Raw genomic sequence first — 18,985 nt, 5'->3', positions numbered from 1 at the left:
CGACCGCGGCGGCACGACAGGGTCACGCGGTGGCCGGGCAGGGGTCACGGGGGACGGGCGTCAGCGCAGGAAGGCCGCGGCGACGCCCGCGTCCACCGGGACGTGCAGCCCGGTGGTGTGGCCGAGGTCGCCGCCCGTCAGGGCGAAGACCGCGTTGGCGACGTGCTCGGGCAGCACCTCGCGCTTGAGCAGGGTGCGCTGGGCGTAGAACTCGCCGAGCTTCTCCTCCGGCACGCCGTAGACGGCCGCGCGCTGCGCGCCCCAGCCGCTCGCGAAGATCCCGGAGCCGCGCACCACCCCGTCGGGGTTGACGCCGTTGACGCGGATGCCGTGCTCGCCCAGCTCGGCCGCCAACAGCCGCACCTGGTGGGCCTGGTCGGCCTTGGTGGCGCCGTAGGCGATGTTGTTGGGACCGGCGAACACCGCGTTCTTGGAGGCGATGTAGACGATGTCGCCGCCCATGCCCTGGGCGATCATCACCCGGGCGGCCTCGCGGGAGACCAGGAAGGAGCCGCGGGCCATGATGGCGTGCTGGAGGTCCCAGTCCCGGGCGGTGGTCTCCAGCAGCGGCTTGGAGATGGAGATGCCCGCGTTGTTGACCACCAGGTCCACGCCGCCGAAGGCGAGCACGGCCGTCTTGAACGCCTCGACGATCCCCTCCTCGTCGGTGACGTCCACCGTCACGGCCACGGCCCGGTCGGGCCCGCCGATCTCCTCGGCGACCTGCTCGGCCCTCTCGCCGTCGAGGTCCGCGACCACCACGCACGCGCCCTCGGCGGCCAGCCGGTGCGCGATGGCCTTCCCGATGCCGGAGCCCGCGCCGGTGACCAGCGCGATCCGGGTGGCCAGCGGCTTGGGCGCCGGCATCCGGCGCAGCTTGGCCTCCTCCAGCTCCCAGTACTCGATGCGGAACTTCTCCGACTCCTCGATCGGCGCGTAGGTGGAGACCGCCTCCGCGCCGCGCATCACGTTGATCGCGTTGACGTAGAACTCGCCCGCCACGCGCGCGGTCTGCTTGTCCTTGCCGAAGGAGAACATCCCCACGCCGGGGACGAGGACGATCGCCGGGTCCGCGCCGCGCATCGCCGGGGAGTCCGCGGTGGCGTGCCGCTCGTAGTAGGCCCGGTACTCCGCGCGGTACTCCTCGTGGAGCTCCTTCAGCCGCGCGACGGCGTCCTCGACCGGCGCGGTCGGCGGCAGGTCCAGCACCAGGGGGCGGACCTTGGTGCGCAGGAAGTGGTCCGGGCAGGAGGTGCCCAGGGCCGCCAGGCGCGGGTGCTCGGCGCGGGAGAGGAAGTCCAGCACCACCTCGGAGTCGGTGAAGTGGCCCACCTGCGGCCGGTCCCGGGAGGCGATCGCCCGGATGTGCGGCGCCAGCGCGGCGGCGCGCTCCCGGCGCTCGGCGTCCGGCAGCGGACCGTGGCCGTCGAGCACCGGCCCGAACGGCTCGGCCCTGCCGCGCTCGGCGAGGAACGCCTCGGCGGTGCGGATGATCTCCAGCGAGTTGCGCTCGCACTCCTCGGAGGTGGCGCCCCAGGCGGTGATGCCGTGTCCGCCCAGGATGCAGCCGATCGCCTGCGGGTTGGCCTCCTTGATCGCGGCGATGTCCAGTCCGAGCTGGAAGCCGGGCCGGCGCCAGGGCACCCACACCACGCGGTCGCCGAAGCACTCGGCGGTCAGCTTCTCGCCGTCGGCCGCGCAGGCCAGCGCGATGCCGGAGTCGGGGTGGAGGTGGTCCACGTGGGCGGCGTCCACCAGGCCGTGCATGGCGGTGTCGATGGACGGGGCCGCGCCGCCCCTGCCGTGCAGGCAGTAGTCGAAGGCGGCGACCATCTCGTCCTCGCGCTCCACCCCCGGGTACACGTCCGTCAGGGCGCGCAGCCGGTCCAGCCGGAGCACCGCCAGCCCCTGCTCGGTGAGCGTGCCCAGGTCGCCGCCGGAGCCCTTGACCCACAGCAGCTCCACCTCCCCGCCGGTGACGGGGTCGGTGGCGGTGCCCTTGGCGGAGGTGTTGCCGCCCGCGTAGTTGGTGTTCCGCGGGTCCGCGCCGAGCCGGTGGGAGCGCGCCAGGAGCGCCTGGACCGTCTCGTTCCGCCGGGCGGTCCGCTTGTTCACGGCCTGCTCGTTCACGGCCTGCTCGTTCGTGGTCTGCTCCGCCATCGTCACGCCCCCCAGCCGGCCTGCCGGCCGTCCTTGCGGTCCTCGGTGATCCGCTCGGCCCATCCCGAGCGGTGGTAGGCCGCGACCGGGTCCGGGTCCAGCCCCATCTCCTCGCGGACCTCGGCCAGCAGCGGCCGTACGTCGGTGTCGTAGGCGTCCATCAGCACGGCGTTGGCGGCCAGCACGTCGCCCTCGGCCTGGGCCGCCGCCAGCGCCTCGCGGTCGACCAGCAGCGCCTTGGCGGTGGCCTCCTGGACGTTCATCACCGAGCGGATGATCGCCGGGATCTTGGGCTCGATGTTGTGGCACTGGTCGAGCATGAAGGCGGTCCGCGGCCCGTACCCGCCGCCGCGCACCACCTCGTACATGATCCGGAAGAGCTGGAAGGGGTCGGCGGCGCCGACCATCAGGTCGTCGTCGGCGTAGAAGCGGGAGTTGAAGTCGAAGCCGCCCAGCTTCCCCTCGCGCAGCAGCACCGCCACGATGAACTCGATGTTGGTGCCCGGCGCGTGGTGGCCGGTGTCCACCACGACCTGCGCCTTCTCGCCCAGCTTGACGCAGTGGGCGTAGGCGGTGCCCCAGTCGGGGACGTCGGTGGTGTAGAAGGCGGGCTCGAAGAGCTTGTACTCCAGCAGCATCCGCTGCTCCTCGCCCAGCCGCTCGTAGACCGCCGCCAGCGCCTCGGCCAACCGGTCCTGACGGGAGCGGACGTCGTCCTGGCCGGGGTAGTTGGTGCCGTCGGCGAACCACAGCTTCAGGTCGCGGGAGCCGGTGGCGTCCATGATGTCGACGCACTCCAGCAGGTGGTCCAGCGCCTTGCGCCGCACGGTCGCGTCGGGGTGGCAGACGCTGCCGAGCCGGTAGTCGTCGTCCTGGAAGACGTTGGCGTTGATCGCCCCGATGCGCACCCCGCGCTCCTCGGCGTGCTTCGCCAGCGCGGCGTAGTCGTCGACGCGGTCCCAGGGGATGTGGAGGGCGACGGCCGGCGCGACACCGGTGAGCTCGTGCACCTTCGCCGCGTCGTCGATCTTCTCCTGCGGAGTGCGCGGCACACCGGGTTGCGCGAAGACCTTGAAGCGCGTCCCGGAGTTGCCGTAGGCCCACGACGGTGTCTCGATGGCCTGGTTCTTGAGGGCCGCCTTCACGGCGGACACGGCGGTCATGCGTCAGCGCTCCCGGATGCCAGGCATGGTCATGAATCGTTTCATCGCGGGAAAGCTAGGTGCCCCCGACAGGAGTGTCAAGGGGGCCGACAGGACGGACCACCCGCGCGACCCGCTTCGGAAGAAGAGATTCCGTGATCGCTTCCGGGTGCGGCCGTTGACGTGCGGCGGGGACGCCTCTACGGTGCCTGCGATCGGAGTGAAACCTTTCACCCGCATCGGTGACATCGAGGAACGAGGAGCCACGTGCAGCGCGTCTGTTTCCTGCTGAAGGTCCGGCCCGACCGCACGGCGGAGTACCGCGAGCGCCATGCCGCCGTCTGGCCGGAGATGCTCGACGCCCTCGGGCAGGCGGGCTGGCACAACTACTCGCTCTTCCTGCGCGAGGACGGCCTGCTCGTCGGCTACCTGGAGACCGAGGACTTCGAGGCGGCCCGGGCCGCCATGGAGGCCACCGAGGTCAACGCCCGCTGGCAGGCCGAGATGGCGGAGTTCTTCGAGTCCCCGGACGGCGAACTCCCGGACCGCGCCATGCGGCCGCTCACCGAGGTCTTCCACCTCGACTGAACCGGCCGGCCGGAGGCGGAGGAGAACGGGCGGCGGCCCGGGGTGGGCACGCCGACCGGGCACGGTGCGTAGCATGGGCGAGCGGCCCGTGGCAGGTGCCGCGGACAACACACAGGTCAGGGGACGGTCGGACTCGTGGCGCGCATGGTGGGCATCAAGGACGTGGCACGTCAGGCGGGGGTGTCCGTCGGCACCGTCTCCAACGTCATCAACCGCCCGGAGATGGTCGCGGAGGAGACCCGGGCCCGGGTGCAGGCCGTGATCGCCCAACTGGGATACGTGCGCAGCGAGTCGGCACGGCACCTGCGGGCGGGCCGGAGCCGGATCATCGCGCTGCTGGTGCTCGACATGACCAACCCCTTCTTCGCCGACGTCGCCACCGGCGCCGAACGCGCCGCCCGCGAACAGGGGCTCGGGGTGATGCTCTGCAACAGCGCCCAGAGCCCGGCGGAGGAGGCCGACTACCTCTCCCTCTTCGCCGAGCAGCGGGTGCGCGGCGTCCTGATCATCCCGGCCGACACCAGCGGCCGCAATCTGGCGGACTTCCGGCGGCACGGCATTCCCTACGTCGTGGTGGACCGGGTGGTGCCCAGCGCCGAGGGGTGCTCGGTGTCGGTCGACGACATCACGGGCGGGGCGCTGGCCGCCCGGCACCTGCTCGCGCAGGGCCACCGCGAACTGGTCTACGTGAGCGGGCCGATGCACCTGTCGCAGTGCCGCGACCGGCACACCGGCGCTCTGGAGGCCCTGCGCGAGGCCGGGCTGCCGGAGGGATCGCTGCGCCGGATCGAGGGCGAGCGGCTGGACGTGGCGGCCGGCCGCGACGCCGGCGCGCGGCTGCTGGGCATGACACCGCGTCCGACGGCGGTGTTCTGCGCGAACGACCTGCTGGCCCTGGGGGTGCTCCAGGCGCTGTTCTCGGCCGGCGTCTCGGTGCCGGGCGACATCGCGCTGGTCGGCTACGACGACATCGAGTTCGCCGCCGCGGCGGCCGTGCCCCTGACCTCGGTGCGGCAGCCGGCCGTCCGGATGGGCCAGACGGCCGCCGACCTCCTCATCGAGGAGACCGGAGAGGACGCCGAGCGCCACCGGCACCAGCGGATCGTGCTCCGCCCGGAGCTCGTCGTCCGCGACTCCAGCATCTCCTCCCCCCAGCACTGATTCCCCGGCACCGATTCCCCGGCACTGATTCCCCGGCACTGCCCCCGGCACCGACCCGGGCGGCGGCGACGGCCCGCGGCACGTCGCTCGGACGCCGTGGGAACCGCGCGCTTCGCCGCTATCGCGCGACCGGTCGCGGACCGGCCGCGCTTCCGCGCGCGGGACCGGCGCCCCGTCCGTCCCGCCCGCCCTCCCGGGCGCGGGAGAGAAGGGCGCGGACGTCCCGCACCGCGGCCCGCCCCGCGCGGTTGGCGCCGATGGTGCTGGCCGAGGGGCCGTAGCCGACCAGATGGATCCGCGGATCGCGGGCCGTGCGGGTCCCCTCCATCCGGATGCCGCCGCCGGGCTCGCGCAGCCGCAGCGGCGCCAGATGGCCGATCGCGGCGCGGAAGCCCGTCGCCCACACGATGGCGTCGGCCGCCACCGAGCGTCCGTCGTCCCACGCCACCCCCTCGGGAGTGATCCGGTCGAACATCGGCAGCCGGCGCAGCACCCCGCTCTCCCGGGCGCGGCGCATCTCCTCCGTCATCGGCAGCCCCGTCACCGACACCACGCTCCGCGGCGGCAGACCGTCCCGCACCCGCTCCTCCACCAGGGCGACCGCGGCCCGCCCGCGCTCCTCGTCGAAGGGGCCCTCGACGAAGGCCGGCTCGCGGCGGGTGACCCAGGTCGTGGCGGACGCGACCCGGGAGATCTCCAGCAGGTGCTGGACGGCGGAGGTGCCGCCGCCCACGACGACCACCCGCTCGCCCGCGAAGGCGTCCGGGCCCGGATACCGGGAGGTGTGCACCTGGCGTCCGGCGAAGGTCTCCTGTCCCTTCACCCGGGGCACGAACGGCCGGTCCCAGGTGCCGGTCGCGTTGATCAGCGCCCGGGCGATCCAGACACCGGCGTCGGTCTCCACCCGCAGCCGTCCGTCCCCCGCCTCGCGCACCGCCCGCACGTGGACCGGGCGCCGCACCCGCAGGTCGAAGGCGCGCTCGTAGGCCGTGAAGTACTCGCCGATCACCTCGGAGGAGGGACGGTCGGGGTCGGCGCCGGTCAACTCCATGCCCGGCAGGGCGTTCATGGCGTGCACCCGGCCGTAGGTGAGGGTGGGCCAGCGGAACTGCCAGGCCCCGCCGGGGCGCGGGGAGTGGTCCAGGACGACGAAGTCCCGGCCGGGCACGTACCCGGCGCGCCGCAGGTGGTACGCGCTCGACAGGCCCGCCTGCCCGGCACCGACGACCACGGCCTCGACCTCGCGGGTCCCGGTGCCTCCTCCGACCGCCACGTGGTTCATATCTCAAGCAACCGTGGACGGAGATCGAAACTTCCCGGCCCACGGCCGTGCGGACGCGGGCGGAAGCCGTTCGCGAGACGCCAGGATGGAACCATGAGCGATCGCTTCACGACCCGCATCCTGCACGTCACCACCGGCTCGGGCGAGACCGTCGCCGACCTCACCCGCGACTGCGAGCGCTTCCTCGCCGAGGTGGCCGCCGGCCGCGACGGGCTGCTGAACGTCTTCGTCCCGCACGCGACCGCCGGCGTCGCGATCATCGAGACCGGCGCCGGGAGCGACGACGACCTGCTCGCCGCGCTGCGCGACCTGCTGCCCGCCGACGACCGCTGGCGCCACCGCCACGGCAGCCCCGGCCACGGTCGCGACCACGTCCTGCCGGCCATCGTCCCGCCGCACGCCACGCTGCCGGTGGTGGCGGGCCGGCTGGAACTGGGCACCTGGCAGTCGGTCTGCCTGGTGGACACCAACCGGGACAACCCGGACCGCAGGGTCCGGTTGAGCTTCCTCGGCTGATCCGTACCGCGCCGGACGTCCCGCCCCGTCCACCGTGGGGCGGGACGTCCGGCGCCACCCGGAGGACCACGCGCGCGGCCGGCGCCCCCCGGGGGACGGGCCGTGCTACCACGGGGTGATGAACGAAGGCCCGCGACGCACGGCCGGCCCGCCCCGGCACCACTTCGTGCCGGCCCAGCGGATGTTCGCCCTCACCGACGGCGTGATGTCCATCGCCCTGACGCTGCTCGTCCTGGACATCGACCTCCCCGACGGCCTCCGGGGGGCCGAGCTGCGCGAGGCGCTGGACGAGGCCCTGTCCCAGGTGGCCACCTTCCTGCTGAGCGTGGTGGTGATCGCGCTGTTCTGGCGGGCCCACCAGGCGGTGCTGCGGGAGGTGGAGCGGATCGGCACCCGGCTGTTCTGGCTCAACGTCGCCTTCCTCGCGCTGGTGTCCCTGATCCCGTTCCCCACCTCCGTCCTCCAGGACTACGGCGACGAGTTCGTCGGCCCCGGCCTGTACGGAGCGGTCATCGGCACCGCCGCGACGGTGCTCTACGCGATGGAACTGGAACTCGGCCGCCGCCCGACGGGCGCCCGGCGGCGCACGGTCCCGCCGCCCCCGGCCCAGGCCCTGGTGTTCCTGCTCTCCGTGGGCATCGCGGCGGTCTCGCCGACCGCCGCGATCTACAGTTGGGCCGCCGCGATCCCCCTCTCGGTGCTGGAGAAACGGATCGCGGCGCGCGTGCGGCGGGCCTGAGCCGGCCCCGGTGCGCCCGGGCCGGTCGGGACGGCAGCCCGGTCAGGACAGCAGCAGCGGCATGTCCCAGCCGGACGGCGCGCCGCCCGCCGCGTACGCGTCCAGCGCGAGCGCCAGCCCGGCGGCGCCGTCCAGGTAGCCCGACATGTCGGTCCCGAACGGGACCCGGGTCATGGTGAAGCGGTAGCCGAACGGCAGGTCCGGGTCGAACGCGTCCACCAGCCGCGCCGCCACCCGGTCGCGCAGCGCCTCCACCCGCTCGTCGCCGAGGTCCTCGTTCACCCGCCCGAGCAGGTGCAGGACCCCGGCCCAGCCGTGGCACAGGGCGTGGTCGTTGACGCCCCACCGCTCCATGGGCAGCGCCAGCAACCGCTCCACCGACGCCTCGGCCAGCGCCGTCCACTCCTCGCGGCCCAGTGCGAGGCCCGCCAGTTGCAGCGCGCGCGAGACCCCCGGCGCGCCGTAGCACCACGAGGGCCAGCCGGCCGTGGCCCGGTGCCCCTCGGGTCCGGCCAGCCACTCGGCGAGGCCCAGGTAGCCGGGCCAGAACACCCCGTGCTCGTCGCGCAGCGCCCACCGGGCCAGCAGCGAGGCGGCGGACTCGATCGCCTCGCGCTGGCCCGGCACCCGGACCCCCTCCCGCCAGGCGAGCGACAGCAGGGCCAGGGGACCCGCGACGCCGTGCGACAGGCCGAGGTTGAGGTGTCCGTCGGGCAGTTCGGCCTCCTGTCCCACCCGCGGCGCGTCCAGGCTCCACCAGCGCGGCACCCGCCGGCCCCGGTGCTCGACGTCGCCCCGGGCCAGCTCCGTCAGGTACGCCAGGACGGCCTCCAGTTCGGCGGCGCAGTCCTCGGCGCGGGCGAGCAGGTACCGGCCGACGCCGGTCATGCCGCGCACCACCTCGTAGTGGCCGATGGTCGGCAGCGGACCGTCGGGGACCTCGGGCAGTGCGGTGCGCACCACCTGGCGCTGGTGCTCGTCCAGCCGCTTCAGGGCCGAGACGTAGCCGCCGGTGGCCCGGTGCGCGAACAGCACCGCGAAGGCCAGGGCGCCCGGCCCCTTGAAGATCCCGCACGGCGGGTTGTCGCCGTCGGCCGCGGCCCGCGTCGCCGCGGCCAGGTAGCGGTGCGCGCGTCCGGCGCGGTCGGTGCCGGGCCGGGCCTGGCCGCTGAAGCCGATGGCCACGCCGGGGCTGCCGCTGCCGAGCGTAAGCTCCGCCCACATCGGCTCGTCCCGGCCGTCGTCGGACGCCTCGGCCGGGATGCGGGTCGCGGCGGCGGTGGCGGCGGGGTCGGCGAGCCTGTCGAGCACCTCGTCGGCGACGGCTCCGGCGCGCTCGCGCAGGGCGGCGCGGCCGGCCGGGTCCGCCCCGCCGAACGGGGACGACGGTTCCGTGACGCTCATCGGGCGCTCCCCTCGGCCGGATCGGTCTCCGCCGTCGCGCCGGAACGGCCGGCGCCGGCACCGTGCGCCCGTCGGCCGAGGTGGGTGCGGACGGCGCCGCGGAGCACCGCGTACCCGCGGGCCTCCGCCGTCGGGTCGATGCCGAACAGCCGGTTGTGCCGCATGTGCAGCAGCGACAGCAGCGCCTCGTCACGGTCCGCCGCCGGGGCGTTCAGCACCAGGTCGCCGTAGGCGCGCGGCTCCGGGGACTCGGTCCACAGCCGCTCCAGCGCGGGGACGCCGAGCGCCCGTGCCGCGCCGTGGGCCGCCCGGCCGGGGCGGACCAGCTCGTCGGCGAGCGCCCGGTGCCGCTGGTACGCCTCGTGCTCCGGCCCCTTGGTGAACATGCGGTCCACCCAGCCGCACCAGTCCCAGTCGCCCAGCGACTCCAGCAGGACCGCGTGGCCGGCGGCGGCGAGCACCTCGTCGGGGACGGCCGCCGCCCCGCTCCGGCGCGCCCTCAGCTGTAGCAGCGCCGAGCGGCTGTCGACCAGGAACAGCCGTTCGGCGGCGGGCTGCGCCTCCGGCCCGCCGTACCGGTCGGTCTCGGGCCGGTAGACGTCCAGCTCCATCGTGCGGACGGCCCCGGCGTCGATCATGGCGCGGACGTGGCGGGAGAGGGCGGGCAGCACCCGCTCGCGCAGCGCGTCGGGAGCACCGTGGAAACGCAGCCGCAGGTGCGGTTCGGGGTCCCGGTAGCGGATGAAGAACCAGCGGTCCGTGTCCGCCTCGACCTCGGCCAGCAGCGCCGGGAGACGGTCGGCCAGGAGGGCGTCGTGCGCGGCCGGTTCGGCGTAGAGCTTGGCGAACAGCCAGTCCTCGCCCGGCAGGTGGACGCGGGTGGGGGCGGGGCGGATCGGAGGAGCGGGGACGTGCGGGAGCCGGTCCTCCGGCGCGTGCCGCGCCGTCGTGCGGGCCGCGCGGACCAGGGGGACGACGATCTCGGTGCTGTGGCCGGAGACCCAGCCGAGGCCGGCGCCGTCGGCCGTGGCGTCCTCGAAGAGCACGAACCTGGCGTCCGGACGGGCCAGTTCGGCGCGCAGCAGCGACCGGTCCCAGGGCTCGCGCAGGTCCACGGGGAACATCTGGTCGTGACGGGCGATCTGGAGGCGGTCGGGCACCCTGTTGCGGCGGCGCCAGTCGCGCAGCCCCTCCTCCCAGACGGAGGCGTCGGCCGAGCGGGCGGCGTCCTTGAGCCGTCGGCCGGCGAGCCACCGGCGGGGGGAGGTGAGGACCCGTCCGTAGCGGACCCGGGGCAGGTACGGCAGCACCTCCAGGCCCGCCCAGTCCCAGCCCGACCACACACGGGGGCGGGCGAGGGCCAGGTCCGACAGGAAACGGGCCACGGCGGGCGCCTCCCGGTCGAGCGCGAGCATGTGCGGCACCACGGGCACCACCTGGCGACCGGTCGGCCCGTGGAGCAGTCGCAGCCCGTCCGCGCCGGCCGCCACCAGGAGCGTCCGCCAGTCGAGGCAGCGCGGGTCGCCGCGGTCGTCGGGCACGCCCACGGGAATCCGGTACGGCAGCAGCGGGGGGACCTGCACGATGTTCAGGGAGCGCGGGTCGCGCGGCCGGACGTCGACCTGGGCGAGCAGGACGCCGTCCTCGGCCGGTTCCGCGACCAGCCGGGACAGCTCGTCGGTCAGGCCGGTCGCGGCGGCGAACCGGCCCGCGGTCGCGCCGGCCGTCCACGAGCCGATGTGCGGGCTGCCCAGGAGCAGGAAGTCCCCGCGGTCGAGAGCGGCCGTGCTCTCCGCGAGGAGCTGGAAGCACAACTCGAGGGAGCGCGGCGGCCGTGCGCCGGGGTCGTGCCCGGCGGCTTCGGCCAGGCGCTCCACGTCGGCGTCCGTCAGTTCGACGTCGCCGCCGTCGCGGATCGCCTGCTGGACGAGTTCGGCGATCAGGGCGCGGCGGGGGCGGTCGGCCTCGTCCCCCGGACCGATCCGCGCGTGCGCCGCCGGGTCGCCGGCGCTGTGGTACTCGGGGGGCAGGCCCAGGCCGCGGTGCGGGTCGACGAGATCGGCGAGCGGGACGGCCGACGCGGTCCCGTACCGTTCGATGAACCGGTCGCGGTAGTCCCGCATGTGCTCCAGCGTCGCCCACTCCGGGGTGATCGCCCAGATCACGGCGGCGTAGCGGCGCACCTCGTCGCCGACCGCGTGCGGCAGCACGATCTCCGCCTGCGCCCGCAGGTCGACCTGGACGGGCGGACGCTCCCGGCCGTCGCCGGAGCCGCCGTCCCCGTCCCGGCCGGGATCGATCCGCCGGACGGCGTCGAGCAGGGCGCGCCAGGAGTCGCGGCCCTGCCCGGGCCGGTCCCGCTCGTGGGCGGCGGCCGCGGCGCGGACCGCGCGCAGCCCGTCGGCGGCACCCGGCACGGCACCGTCGACGGCGGCCTCGACGCGGTCGAGCAGGGCGTCGTCGATCCGGTACGGGGTGACGGAGGTCAGCAGGAAGCCGTGCCGGACGAGTCCGGCGAGCAGGGAGTCGATGCGGTCGGGAGCGACCGAGGGCAGCCGCTCGGTCAGGTCCGCCAGCAGAGCGGTGTAGGCCACCGGGCGGGCCGCCGCCTCGCGGACCCGGGCGACCAGCGCGTTGTCGCGGACGGAGGTCTCGCGCCCGCCCGTGTCCAGCGTCAGCCGCCCGTCCCGCAGGACGCACAGGTCGTTGAGGACGACCTCCACGCGGCGGCGGACCTCGGGGACGGCGAGCCACTCCAGGACACGGCGGTGCAGCCAGGCGCCGTCCAGGCGGACCGTGACCGAACCGGGGCCGGAGAGCGCGGACTTGGCGGCCGGACCGAAGCCGGCCCGCGTGACGCCGGCGAACAGGCCGAACGGGGTGGGACGGCCGGAGGCCCGGCGGGCGTAGCGGGTGAGGGACTGGGCGGCGCGGACGACGCGCCTGTGGGCGGGAGCCGAGGCGCCGTCCGCCGACTCGATGCGGCGCAGGACGGTGGCGAGGCTGTCGCCGGCGGTCTCGACGGCCTGCCGCAGCAGGGGGTCGGCCGCCAGCCGCCGGAGCCCGGGCACCGGGTCGGCGGCGTCGATCCGGATGCCGGCGCCGGTGCGCGGTGTGCTCGCCATCCGCACGAGCACCGGTTCCCGCACCTCGAACAGGTCCATGTCTGGTCGCACGTCGTCCGCCCTCGGGTCGCAGGGGTGCACGGAGACGCGGGGCGGGCAGGGCCCGCCCCGCGCACGGTCGTCCGTCCGGCGTCAGCAGCAGACGGGGCAGCGGGTGCCGATGGCGAAGCTGCTCGGCGAGGTGTAGGTGCCCCGGCCGAACTCCTGGCGGTCCTGCTCCGAGACGTCGGAGATGCGGAGGTCGAGGTCGAGGTCGGCGGTGTCCTGGGTCTCCTGCAGGAGGATCTCGGTACGCAAGGGCTACTCCCAAGGGTCGTTGGTTGCCACACGGTGCCCGAAAGCAACGAAGCCCTCATGAGGCTCCGCGGCACCACTGTCTGTGTAGGGAGCACCGACCAGGGAGTCGAAAACCGGACAACCGCCTCCGGTGAAATGTCCTGTGACACCCGCTCTGCCAGGGAGTTTCGGACGGACGACGCCGCACGTGTCCCGATCCGCGCACCGGCGGGATCAGTGCCCCGGACCCACCAGCCAGTCGTACGCCACCCGCGCGTCGAACTCGCTCTGGCCCCCGGGGAAGCACAGCCCCGCCGTCGCGAAGGCCGGATCGCCGGCCGTCTCCGGCAGGTAGGGGACGGCGACGCACCGCATCCCGGCGCGGTGGGCCGCCTCCGCCCCGGGCGGCGCGTCCTCCACCACCGCGCACCGTCCGGGCTCGACGCCGAGCCGCCGGGCCGCCTCCAGGAAGACGTCCGGCTCGGGTTTGCCCCGGCCGACCTCCTCGGCCGAGACGCGCACGGGCAGCAGGGCGTCCAGACCGGCGCCGGCCAGCACCGCGTCGATGGCGGCCCGCGACGAGCCGGAGGCGACGGCCAGCGGGAACCCGGCCGCGTGGAGCCGCTCCACCAGCGCCCGCATCCCGGGGAACACGGTCGCCGAGGTGCGCGCCAGCTCCAGGTAGATGCGGTTCTTGCCGGCCAGCAACTCCTCCACCGGGGCGTCGATCCCGTGTTCCTCGCGCAGCGCCGTCAGGGTCTCCCGGGTGCCGATCCCGATGAACCGCGTGTGGTCCTCCCAGGTGAAGTCCGCGACGCCGTACCGGGCCAGCAGCCGCCGGCCCGCCTCGTGGTAGGCGGGCTCGCTGTCCACGAGCGTGCCGTCGAGATCGAAGATCACCGCGAGGGAGGGGGAGGCAGTCATGGGGCCAGCATGCCAAGGGGGCCGGAGGGCGCGGACGCGGGGTGCCGCTGCCCCCAACTGGTCCAGTCCAACTGCTACGGTCGCCTGAGACCTGGATCACCATGGACGGGAAGGGCGGCGCAGTGGACGGTACGGGCGGCGGACGGCGGGCGTACATCGGGTCCTACACCTCGGCGGGCGGGCGCGGCATCACCACGGCCGCCGTCGACCCGGACACCGGCGCGCTGACCGTGCTGGACCACACGGACGCGGTGCCCGACCCCTCCTACCTCGTCCTGGGCCCCGGCGGGGACATGCTCTACGCGGTCAGCGAGACCGAGGACGGCAAGGCCGCCGCGCTCTCCCTGGCCGACCCCGACCGGCCCCGGCCCGCGGGCGGGGCGGTGCCCGTCGACGGCGCCGGTCCCACCCACCTGACCTGCGCGGCCGGCCGGCTGATCACCGCCAACTACACCTCCGGCAGCATCAGTTCCCTGCCCCTGCGCCCCGACGGCACCCTCGGCACACCGCCCACCGTCCTGCGGCACCACGGCTCCGGACCGGTGCGCTCCCGACAGGAGGGGCCGCACGCCCACGCGGTGGTGCCCGACCCCTCGGGACGCTGGCTGCTCTCGGTGGACCTCGGCACCGACTCGGTGTGGGTCCACCGGCTCGACGGGGACGCGCTCCGCCCGCACGGGCGGACGCCGATGCGGCCCGGCAGCGGACCGCGCCACCTGGCCTTCCACCCGAACGGGAAGCGGGCGTACGTGGTCAACGAGCTGGAGTCCACCGTGACCGGCTGCCGCTGGGACGGGGAGACCGGCAGCCTGGAGCCGACCGGAGAGGCCCGCACGCTGCCGAAGGACGCCGAAGAGGGGGAGAACCACCCGTCCGAGCTGGCGGTCTCCGCCGACGGCCGCCGCGTCTGGGTCGCCAACCGGGGGCACGACAGCATCGCCGTCCTGGCCCTCGACCGGGAGGGCGAGGAGATGGAGCCGGTCACCACCGTCCCCTGCGGCGGGCACTGGCCGCGCGATCTGGTCCTCGACCCGGCCGGGCGCAGGCTCTACGCCGCCAACGAACGCTCGGGCGACGTGACCTGGTTCGATCTGGACCCGGACGGGGTGCCGCACCGGGCGGGCTCGATCGGGGCACCGGCCGCCACCCGCGTCCTCTTCGCCTGATCGGCCGACGGACCGCGTCGACCGGGGCGACCGCGCCGACCGGGCCGGGGGCCGGTCCGGGTCAGCGGACCGGCGCCCCCTGCGGCGAGCGCTGGGCGATGCCGAGCTTCACGGCGTAGGCGGAGGCGACCAGCTTGCCCACCGCGGTGTAGGAGCCCAGCGGCTCCGCCGTCGGGCAGTCCGCCTCCTTCGCCGCGGAGTCCAGCAGGCCGTCGGGGATCTCGGGACCGATCAGGCAGGGCGCCAGCGCCAGCTGCTGAGAGCCGGACTCGCGGAGCTGCTCGGCCACGCGGGAGACGGAACCGTCCTCGTCCAGGCCGGCGGCCAGCACCGGCACCGCGAGGCGGGCGGCCAGCAGCATGCCGGTGATCCCGGCCGCCTGCACGGCCTCCTCGCCGCCCATGGCGGCCAGGATGATGCCGTCCGCGGCGGTCGCCACCGTGAACAGCCGGGCGCGGTCGGCGCGCGCCAGACCCGCCTCCGAGAGCCTCACGTGGACGCCCTCGGCCAGCAGCGGGTGCGGACCGAGCACATCGGTCAGTTCGGCGCCGGAGCCGCTGGCGAGCACCGCCTGGCGTATCCGGCGCATCTGCGCGCTGTCCGGGCCGGCCAGCAGCGGGACCACCACGGCGGCCGGGGCGTCCTGGAGCCGGGGCCGGGCGGACTCGGCGTCGCCCTCGCCCTCGGACTCCGCCGCCGCGGCCTGTGCCTCCAACGCGGCGGCACGGGCGGTGTGCTCGGTCGCGGCCTGGGCCAGCACGCTCTGCAGCGCGGGGAACTCCTCGTCGTCGCCGTCCACGAAACCGACCCGGGCGTCGAGGCCGGGCAGTTCGGAGCGGGCGATGCTCAGGACCTCCTCGGCGAGGCTCCTGGAGGTGCCGGAGGGCACCCCGGGGACGGCCAGCACCAGCGCGGGCGCACCCTCGGGCGCGACGACGGGCTCCGGCCGGCGGTGCCGTCCGGGCTGGCGGGGACGCGGCATTCGTACGGGCAGGCCATTTGCGGGCCCAGTGGGGGTGCTCATGGCGCCGCATGCTAATGCCTTGAGGGGCTTGGCTGTTCGGGCGGGGCCGAGCAGTACCGGTCTGTCCCCTTTCCTCCCGCGCGTCGCGGTGACGCATCCGGTTGCTCTCGTCACCCGGGATGTTTGCGATCCGATACGGAATCGTCATCCGGGGGCATCCGAGGTCATCCGAGGTGGAGCAGCGCCGGATCGGCGGGCAGGCGCAGCGTGCCCCGGGCCAGCCGGTCGGCGACGAGCAGCGCCCCGGCCAGGGGATCGCCGGCCGCCGGTACCGGCCGGGTGTGCGGCAGCCGGGAGGCCAGCTCCCGGTGGAGCGGGACGAGCAGCGGCTCGCCGAGCCCGAGCAGTCCGCCGGTCGGGGCGACCAGACTGCCCTCGGTCTCGGGACAGGCCGCCGCGGCGGTCGTGGCGATCTGGACGGCCGCCTCGTCCACGATCCGCGCGGCGACCGGATCGCCCTCCCGGGCGCACCGGGCCACCTCCGGGGCGAACGACGCCAGCACCGCCGGGCGATCGGGGCGCGGATACAGCGTCCCCGGCAGGGAGGCCGGCGGGCCGAAGACGGCCGCGACGCGGGCGAGCAGCGCCCGCGAACCGCCCTCCCGGCCGTCGTGGGCGCGCAGCGCGGCCTCCAGACCGGCGCGGCCGATCCAGGCGCCGCCGCCGCAGTCGCCCAGCAGGTGGCCCCAGCCGTCGGCCCGCCGCCAGGCGCGCAGGTCCGTGCCCGTGGCGATCATCCCGGTGCCCGCGGCGACCACCACGCCGGGCCGCTCGCCCAGCGCGCCGGCGTACGCGGTCACGGCGTCGGCGGCCAGCGCCACGCGCTCTGCCCCCACCTCGCGGGCGAACGCGCCGGGCAGGACGGCCCGCAGCTCGTCGCCGAGCGTCGCCATGCCCGCCGCGCCCACGCACACGGCGTCGATCCGGGGGAGGTCCCCGCCGGCGCGCGCCGCGTCCGACAGCTCCGACAGCAGGGCCGTGGTCCGGGGCAGCACCAGGCCCAGCAGGTGGTCCGCGTCGATGCCCGAGGGGCCGGTGCGCACCGGCTCGTCCACGGCGGCGGTGGCCGACGGGACCGGCGTCCCGCGGTCGTCGCCGGTCCGCGCCAGGGCCAGGCGCAGTCCGGAGCCGCCCGAGTCGACGCCCAGCACCCAGCCGGTCACGGAAGCCGCCAGTCGACCGGCTCCGCGCCCTGCCGCACCAGCAGCTCGTTGGCGCGGCTGAACGGACGCGAGCCGAAGAACCCGCGGTCGGCCGACATGGGGGAGGGGTGCGCGGACTCCACGGCCGGGTACGGCCCCAGCAGCGGGCGCAGGTTCCGCGCGTCACGCCCCCACAGGATGGCCACCAACGGCTTGCCGCGCTCCACCAGGGCGCGGATCGCCTGCTCGGTGACCTCCTCCCACCCCTTGCCGCGGTGCGCGGCGGGCCTGCGCGGCGCGGTGGTCAGCGCCCTGTTGAGCAGCAGCACGCCCTGCTCCGTCCACGGGGTGAGGTCGCCGTTGGACGGCCGGGGCAGCCCGAGGTCGCTCTGCAGCTCGCGGAAGATGTTCTCCAGACTGCCGGGCAGCGGGCGCACGTCGGGGGCGACCGAGAAGCTCAGCCCCACGGCGTGGCCCGGGGTGGGGTACGGGTCCTGACCCACGATCAGCACCCGTACGCCGTCGAAGGGCTGCTGGAAGGCGCGCAGCACGTTCGGTCCCGCCGGGAGGTAGGTGCGCCCCGCGGCGATCTCCGCCCGCAGGAAGTCGCCCATCGCGGCGATGCGTCCGGCCACGGGCTCCAGTGCCTTGGCCCAGCCCGGTTCAACGATCTCGTTCAAGGGTCGTGCTGCCACGGGCGGTCACTCTACTGGTCGGCCCCGGTGCTTTTCAGCCGGTCGCCGATGACCGGCCGCCCGCCGCCGGGTCAGACGGCCCACCGGTACTGGTCGGGCACGCGCGCGGGCTCCTCGCCCAGCTCGCGCGCGGCACGGTGCGCCCAGTGCGGGTCGCGCAGCAGCTCCCGGCCCAGCAGCACCGCGTCCGCCTCGCCGTTGGCGACGATCTTCTCGGCGTGCTCCGGCTCGGTGATCAGACCGACCGCCGCCACCGGCAGGCCGGCCTCCGCCTTGACGCGGGCGGCGAAGGGGACCTGGTAGCCGGGGCCCACCGGGATGCGCACCCGGGGCGCGTTGCCGCCGCTGGAGACGTCCAGCAGGTCCACGCCGTGCTCCCGCAGCGTCCCGGCGAACCGCACGGTGTCGTCGGCGGTCCAGCCGTTCTCCTCCAGCCAGTCGGTGGCCGAGATCCGGAAGAACAGCGGCAGTTCGTCCGGCCACACCTCCCGCACCGCGTCCACGACCCGCAGGGCGAAGCGCGTGCGGTTCTCGAAGCTCCCGCCGTACGCGTCCGTGCGCCGGTTGCTGTGCGGGGAGAGGAACTCGCCGATGAGGTAGCCGTGCGCGCCGTGGATCTCGGCGACCTCGAACCCGGCCGCCAGCGCCCGGCGCGCGCCGTCCGCGAACTGCCGGACCACGTCCTCGATCAGGTTCTCCGTCAGCTCGTGCGGCACCGGGTGCCCGTCGTCGAAGGGGACCGCGCTGGGCGCGAGGGGGAGCCAGCCGCCGTGTTCGGCGTCCAGCGGCGCTCCACCCCGCCAGGGGGCGTCGGTCGACGCCTTGCGCCCGGCGTGGGCGAGCTGGATGCCCGGGACGGTGCCCCGCTCCTTGAGGAAGCCGGTGATCCGCCGCAGCGCCTCCGCCTGCCGGTCGTTCCAGATGCCCAGGTCTCCGGGGCTGATCCGGCCCTCGGGCGAGACGGCCGTGGCCTCCACCAGGATCAGTCCGGTGCCGCCGATCGCCCGCGCCCCGTAGTGGGCCAGGTGCCAGTCGTGGGCGACGCCCGCCTCCGGCCCGGTGGGCTCGGCGGAGTACTGGCACATGGGGGACATCCAGACGCGGTTGGGGACGGTCAGCGACCGCAGGGTGTACGGCTCGAACAGTGCGCTCACGGCGGTTTCCTCCCGAAGCTCGGGGCCGGACGGTCACGGCCCTCACCGTTAATACGATAGGAGCCGTACTACGGTGGATGTCAAACTACGATGCTTCTCGTACGATGGAGGTGTGACGCCCCGACCCCAGAGCCCGCCCGCCGGCCGAGAACTGGACCACCCGGCTCTCGACGAGATCCGGCTGGAGGGGGTGCTGCACGCGCTCTCCGACCCCGTACGCCTGCGGATCGTCCGCTCCCTGGCGGCCGCCGGGGAGGACCTGGCCTGCTCGGGCTTCGACCTGCCGGTCAGCAAGTCCACGACCACCCACCACTTCCGGGTGCTGCGCGAGAGCGGCGTGATCCGCCAGTGCTACCGGGGCACGGCGAAGATGAGCACGCTCCGCCACGACGACCTGGAGCGGCTCTTCCCCGGCCTGCTGGACAGCGTGCTCACCGCTGCCGCCCGGCAGGCGGCCCGGCTCGGCGACTGACCGGCCGATCGGCGC

17 protein-coding genes are annotated in these 18,985 nt (G+C 75.1%); 6 read left to right on the top strand and 11 right to left on the bottom strand.

Translation table 11 applies throughout. The features are described from left to right. Window positions 1–60: 60 nt before the first annotated feature. Window positions 61–2,160 (bottom strand): bifunctional aldolase/short-chain dehydrogenase, encoded by a 2,100-nt coding sequence (locus ABD335_RS00900; protein WP_344320040.1) that lies wholly within the window; start codon window positions 2,158–2,160, stop codon window positions 61–63. 2 nt (window positions 2,161–2,162) lie between these two features. Further along, entirely contained in the window at window positions 2,163–3,323 is a 1,161-nt protein-coding gene (gene rhaI / locus ABD335_RS00895) for an L-rhamnose isomerase (protein WP_344320039.1), read from the bottom strand. Window positions 3,324–3,569: 246 nt separating this feature from the next. Here rhaI and ABD335_RS00890 point away from each other — a divergent pair, with 246 nt between their 5' ends. Together ABD335_RS00890 and ABD335_RS00885 are read left to right on the top strand one after the other, a co-directional pair. Continuing rightward, window positions 3,570–3,890: an L-rhamnose mutarotase gene (locus ABD335_RS00890; RefSeq protein ID WP_344320038.1), complete on the top strand. Its 321-nt coding sequence runs from the start codon at window positions 3,570–3,572 to the stop codon at window positions 3,888–3,890. 144 nt (window positions 3,891–4,034) lie between these two features. After that, window positions 4,035–5,051 carry a LacI family DNA-binding transcriptional regulator gene (locus ABD335_RS00885; RefSeq protein WP_344320279.1) on the top strand — a complete coding sequence of 339 codons (1,017 nt, stop codon included), beginning with the start codon at window positions 4,035–4,037 and terminating at the stop codon, window positions 5,049–5,051. 118 nt (window positions 5,052–5,169) lie between these two features. On the opposite strand, the gene ABD335_RS00880 is transcribed toward ABD335_RS00885, so the two are convergent. After that, window positions 5,170–6,333 (bottom strand): NAD(P)-binding domain-containing protein, encoded by a 1,164-nt coding sequence (locus tag ABD335_RS00880; protein ID WP_344320037.1) that lies wholly within the window; start codon window positions 6,331–6,333, stop codon window positions 5,170–5,172. A gap of 93 nt (window positions 6,334–6,426) precedes the next feature. Between ABD335_RS00880 and ABD335_RS00875 the strand changes: the two genes are divergently transcribed. Together ABD335_RS00875 and ABD335_RS00870 are read left to right on the top strand one after the other, a co-directional pair. After that, on the top strand, window positions 6,427–6,849 hold the full coding sequence (locus ABD335_RS00875) for a secondary thiamine-phosphate synthase enzyme YjbQ (protein WP_344320036.1): 423 nt from the start codon (window positions 6,427–6,429) through the stop codon (window positions 6,847–6,849). A 118-nt stretch (window positions 6,850–6,967) separates the two neighbouring features. Then, entirely contained in the window at window positions 6,968–7,588 is a 621-nt protein-coding gene (locus ABD335_RS00870; protein ID WP_344320035.1) for a TMEM175 family protein, read from the top strand. 42 nt (window positions 7,589–7,630) lie between these two features. On the opposite strand, the gene ABD335_RS00865 is transcribed toward ABD335_RS00870, so the two are convergent. The 4 genes from ABD335_RS00865 to ABD335_RS00850 all read right to left on the bottom strand — a co-directional run bounded on the left by ABD335_RS00865 (window position 7,631) and on the right by ABD335_RS00850 (window position 13,317). Next, window positions 7,631–8,992, bottom strand: coding sequence for a lanthionine synthetase C family protein (locus tag ABD335_RS00865; RefSeq protein WP_344320034.1), 1,362 nt, complete (start codon window positions 8,990–8,992; stop codon window positions 7,631–7,633). Then, window positions 8,989–12,156, bottom strand: coding sequence for a lantibiotic dehydratase (locus ABD335_RS00860; RefSeq protein WP_344320278.1), 3,168 nt, complete (start codon window positions 12,154–12,156; stop codon window positions 8,989–8,991). The genes ABD335_RS00865 and ABD335_RS00860 overlap by 4 nt, the downstream gene beginning before the upstream one ends. A 93-nt stretch (window positions 12,157–12,249) precedes the next feature. Further along, complete coding sequence (lanA, locus tag ABD335_RS00855) at window positions 12,250–12,414, bottom strand: SCO0268 family class II lanthipeptide (RefSeq protein WP_344320033.1); 165 nt, start codon at window positions 12,412–12,414, stop codon at window positions 12,250–12,252. A 213-nt stretch (window positions 12,415–12,627) separates the two neighbouring features. Continuing rightward, complete coding sequence (locus tag ABD335_RS00850) at window positions 12,628–13,317, bottom strand: HAD family hydrolase (RefSeq protein WP_344320032.1); 690 nt, start codon at window positions 13,315–13,317, stop codon at window positions 12,628–12,630. A 101-nt stretch (window positions 13,318–13,418) separates the two neighbouring features. On the opposite strand from ABD335_RS00850, the gene ABD335_RS00845 reads away from it, so the two are divergent. Then, window positions 13,419–14,483, top strand: a complete 1,065-nt coding sequence (locus tag ABD335_RS00845) for a lactonase family protein (RefSeq protein ID WP_425583511.1) — start codon at window positions 13,419–13,421, stop codon at window positions 14,481–14,483. A gap of 61 nt (window positions 14,484–14,544) precedes the next feature. Here the strand turns inward: ABD335_RS00845 and ABD335_RS00840 are convergent, their stop codons facing one another. From ABD335_RS00840 to ABD335_RS00825, 4 genes are all read right to left on the bottom strand, one after another. Beyond that, entirely contained in the window at window positions 14,545–15,507 is a 963-nt protein-coding gene (locus tag ABD335_RS00840) for a sirohydrochlorin chelatase family protein (RefSeq protein ID WP_344320031.1), read from the bottom strand. Between the two features lie 164 nt (window positions 15,508–15,671). Continuing rightward, entirely contained in the window at window positions 15,672–16,670 is a 999-nt protein-coding gene (locus tag ABD335_RS00835) for an N-acetylglucosamine kinase (RefSeq protein ID WP_344320030.1), read from the bottom strand. Beyond that, window positions 16,667–17,344, bottom strand: coding sequence for a uracil-DNA glycosylase (locus tag ABD335_RS00830; RefSeq protein WP_344320029.1), 678 nt, complete (start codon window positions 17,342–17,344; stop codon window positions 16,667–16,669). The genes ABD335_RS00835 and ABD335_RS00830 overlap by 4 nt, the downstream gene beginning before the upstream one ends. A 71-nt stretch (window positions 17,345–17,415) precedes the next feature. Further along, complete coding sequence (locus tag ABD335_RS00825; protein ID WP_344320028.1) at window positions 17,416–18,498, bottom strand: NADH:flavin oxidoreductase/NADH oxidase; 1,083 nt, start codon at window positions 18,496–18,498, stop codon at window positions 17,416–17,418. A 112-nt stretch (window positions 18,499–18,610) separates the two neighbouring features. Between ABD335_RS00825 and ABD335_RS00820 the strand changes: the two genes are divergently transcribed. Next, complete coding sequence (locus tag ABD335_RS00820; RefSeq protein WP_344320027.1) at window positions 18,611–18,970, top strand: ArsR/SmtB family transcription factor; 360 nt, start codon at window positions 18,611–18,613, stop codon at window positions 18,968–18,970. Window positions 18,971–18,985: the final 15 nt, after the last annotated feature.

This window comes from Streptomyces macrosporus (genome assembly GCF_039533145.1).
Classification (GTDB): domain Bacteria; phylum Actinomycetota; class Actinomycetes; order Streptomycetales; family Streptomycetaceae; genus Streptomyces; species Streptomyces macrosporus.
The sequence above is the reverse complement of the archived record's forward strand: the minus strand, read 5'-3'. Positions and strand labels throughout refer to the sequence as shown.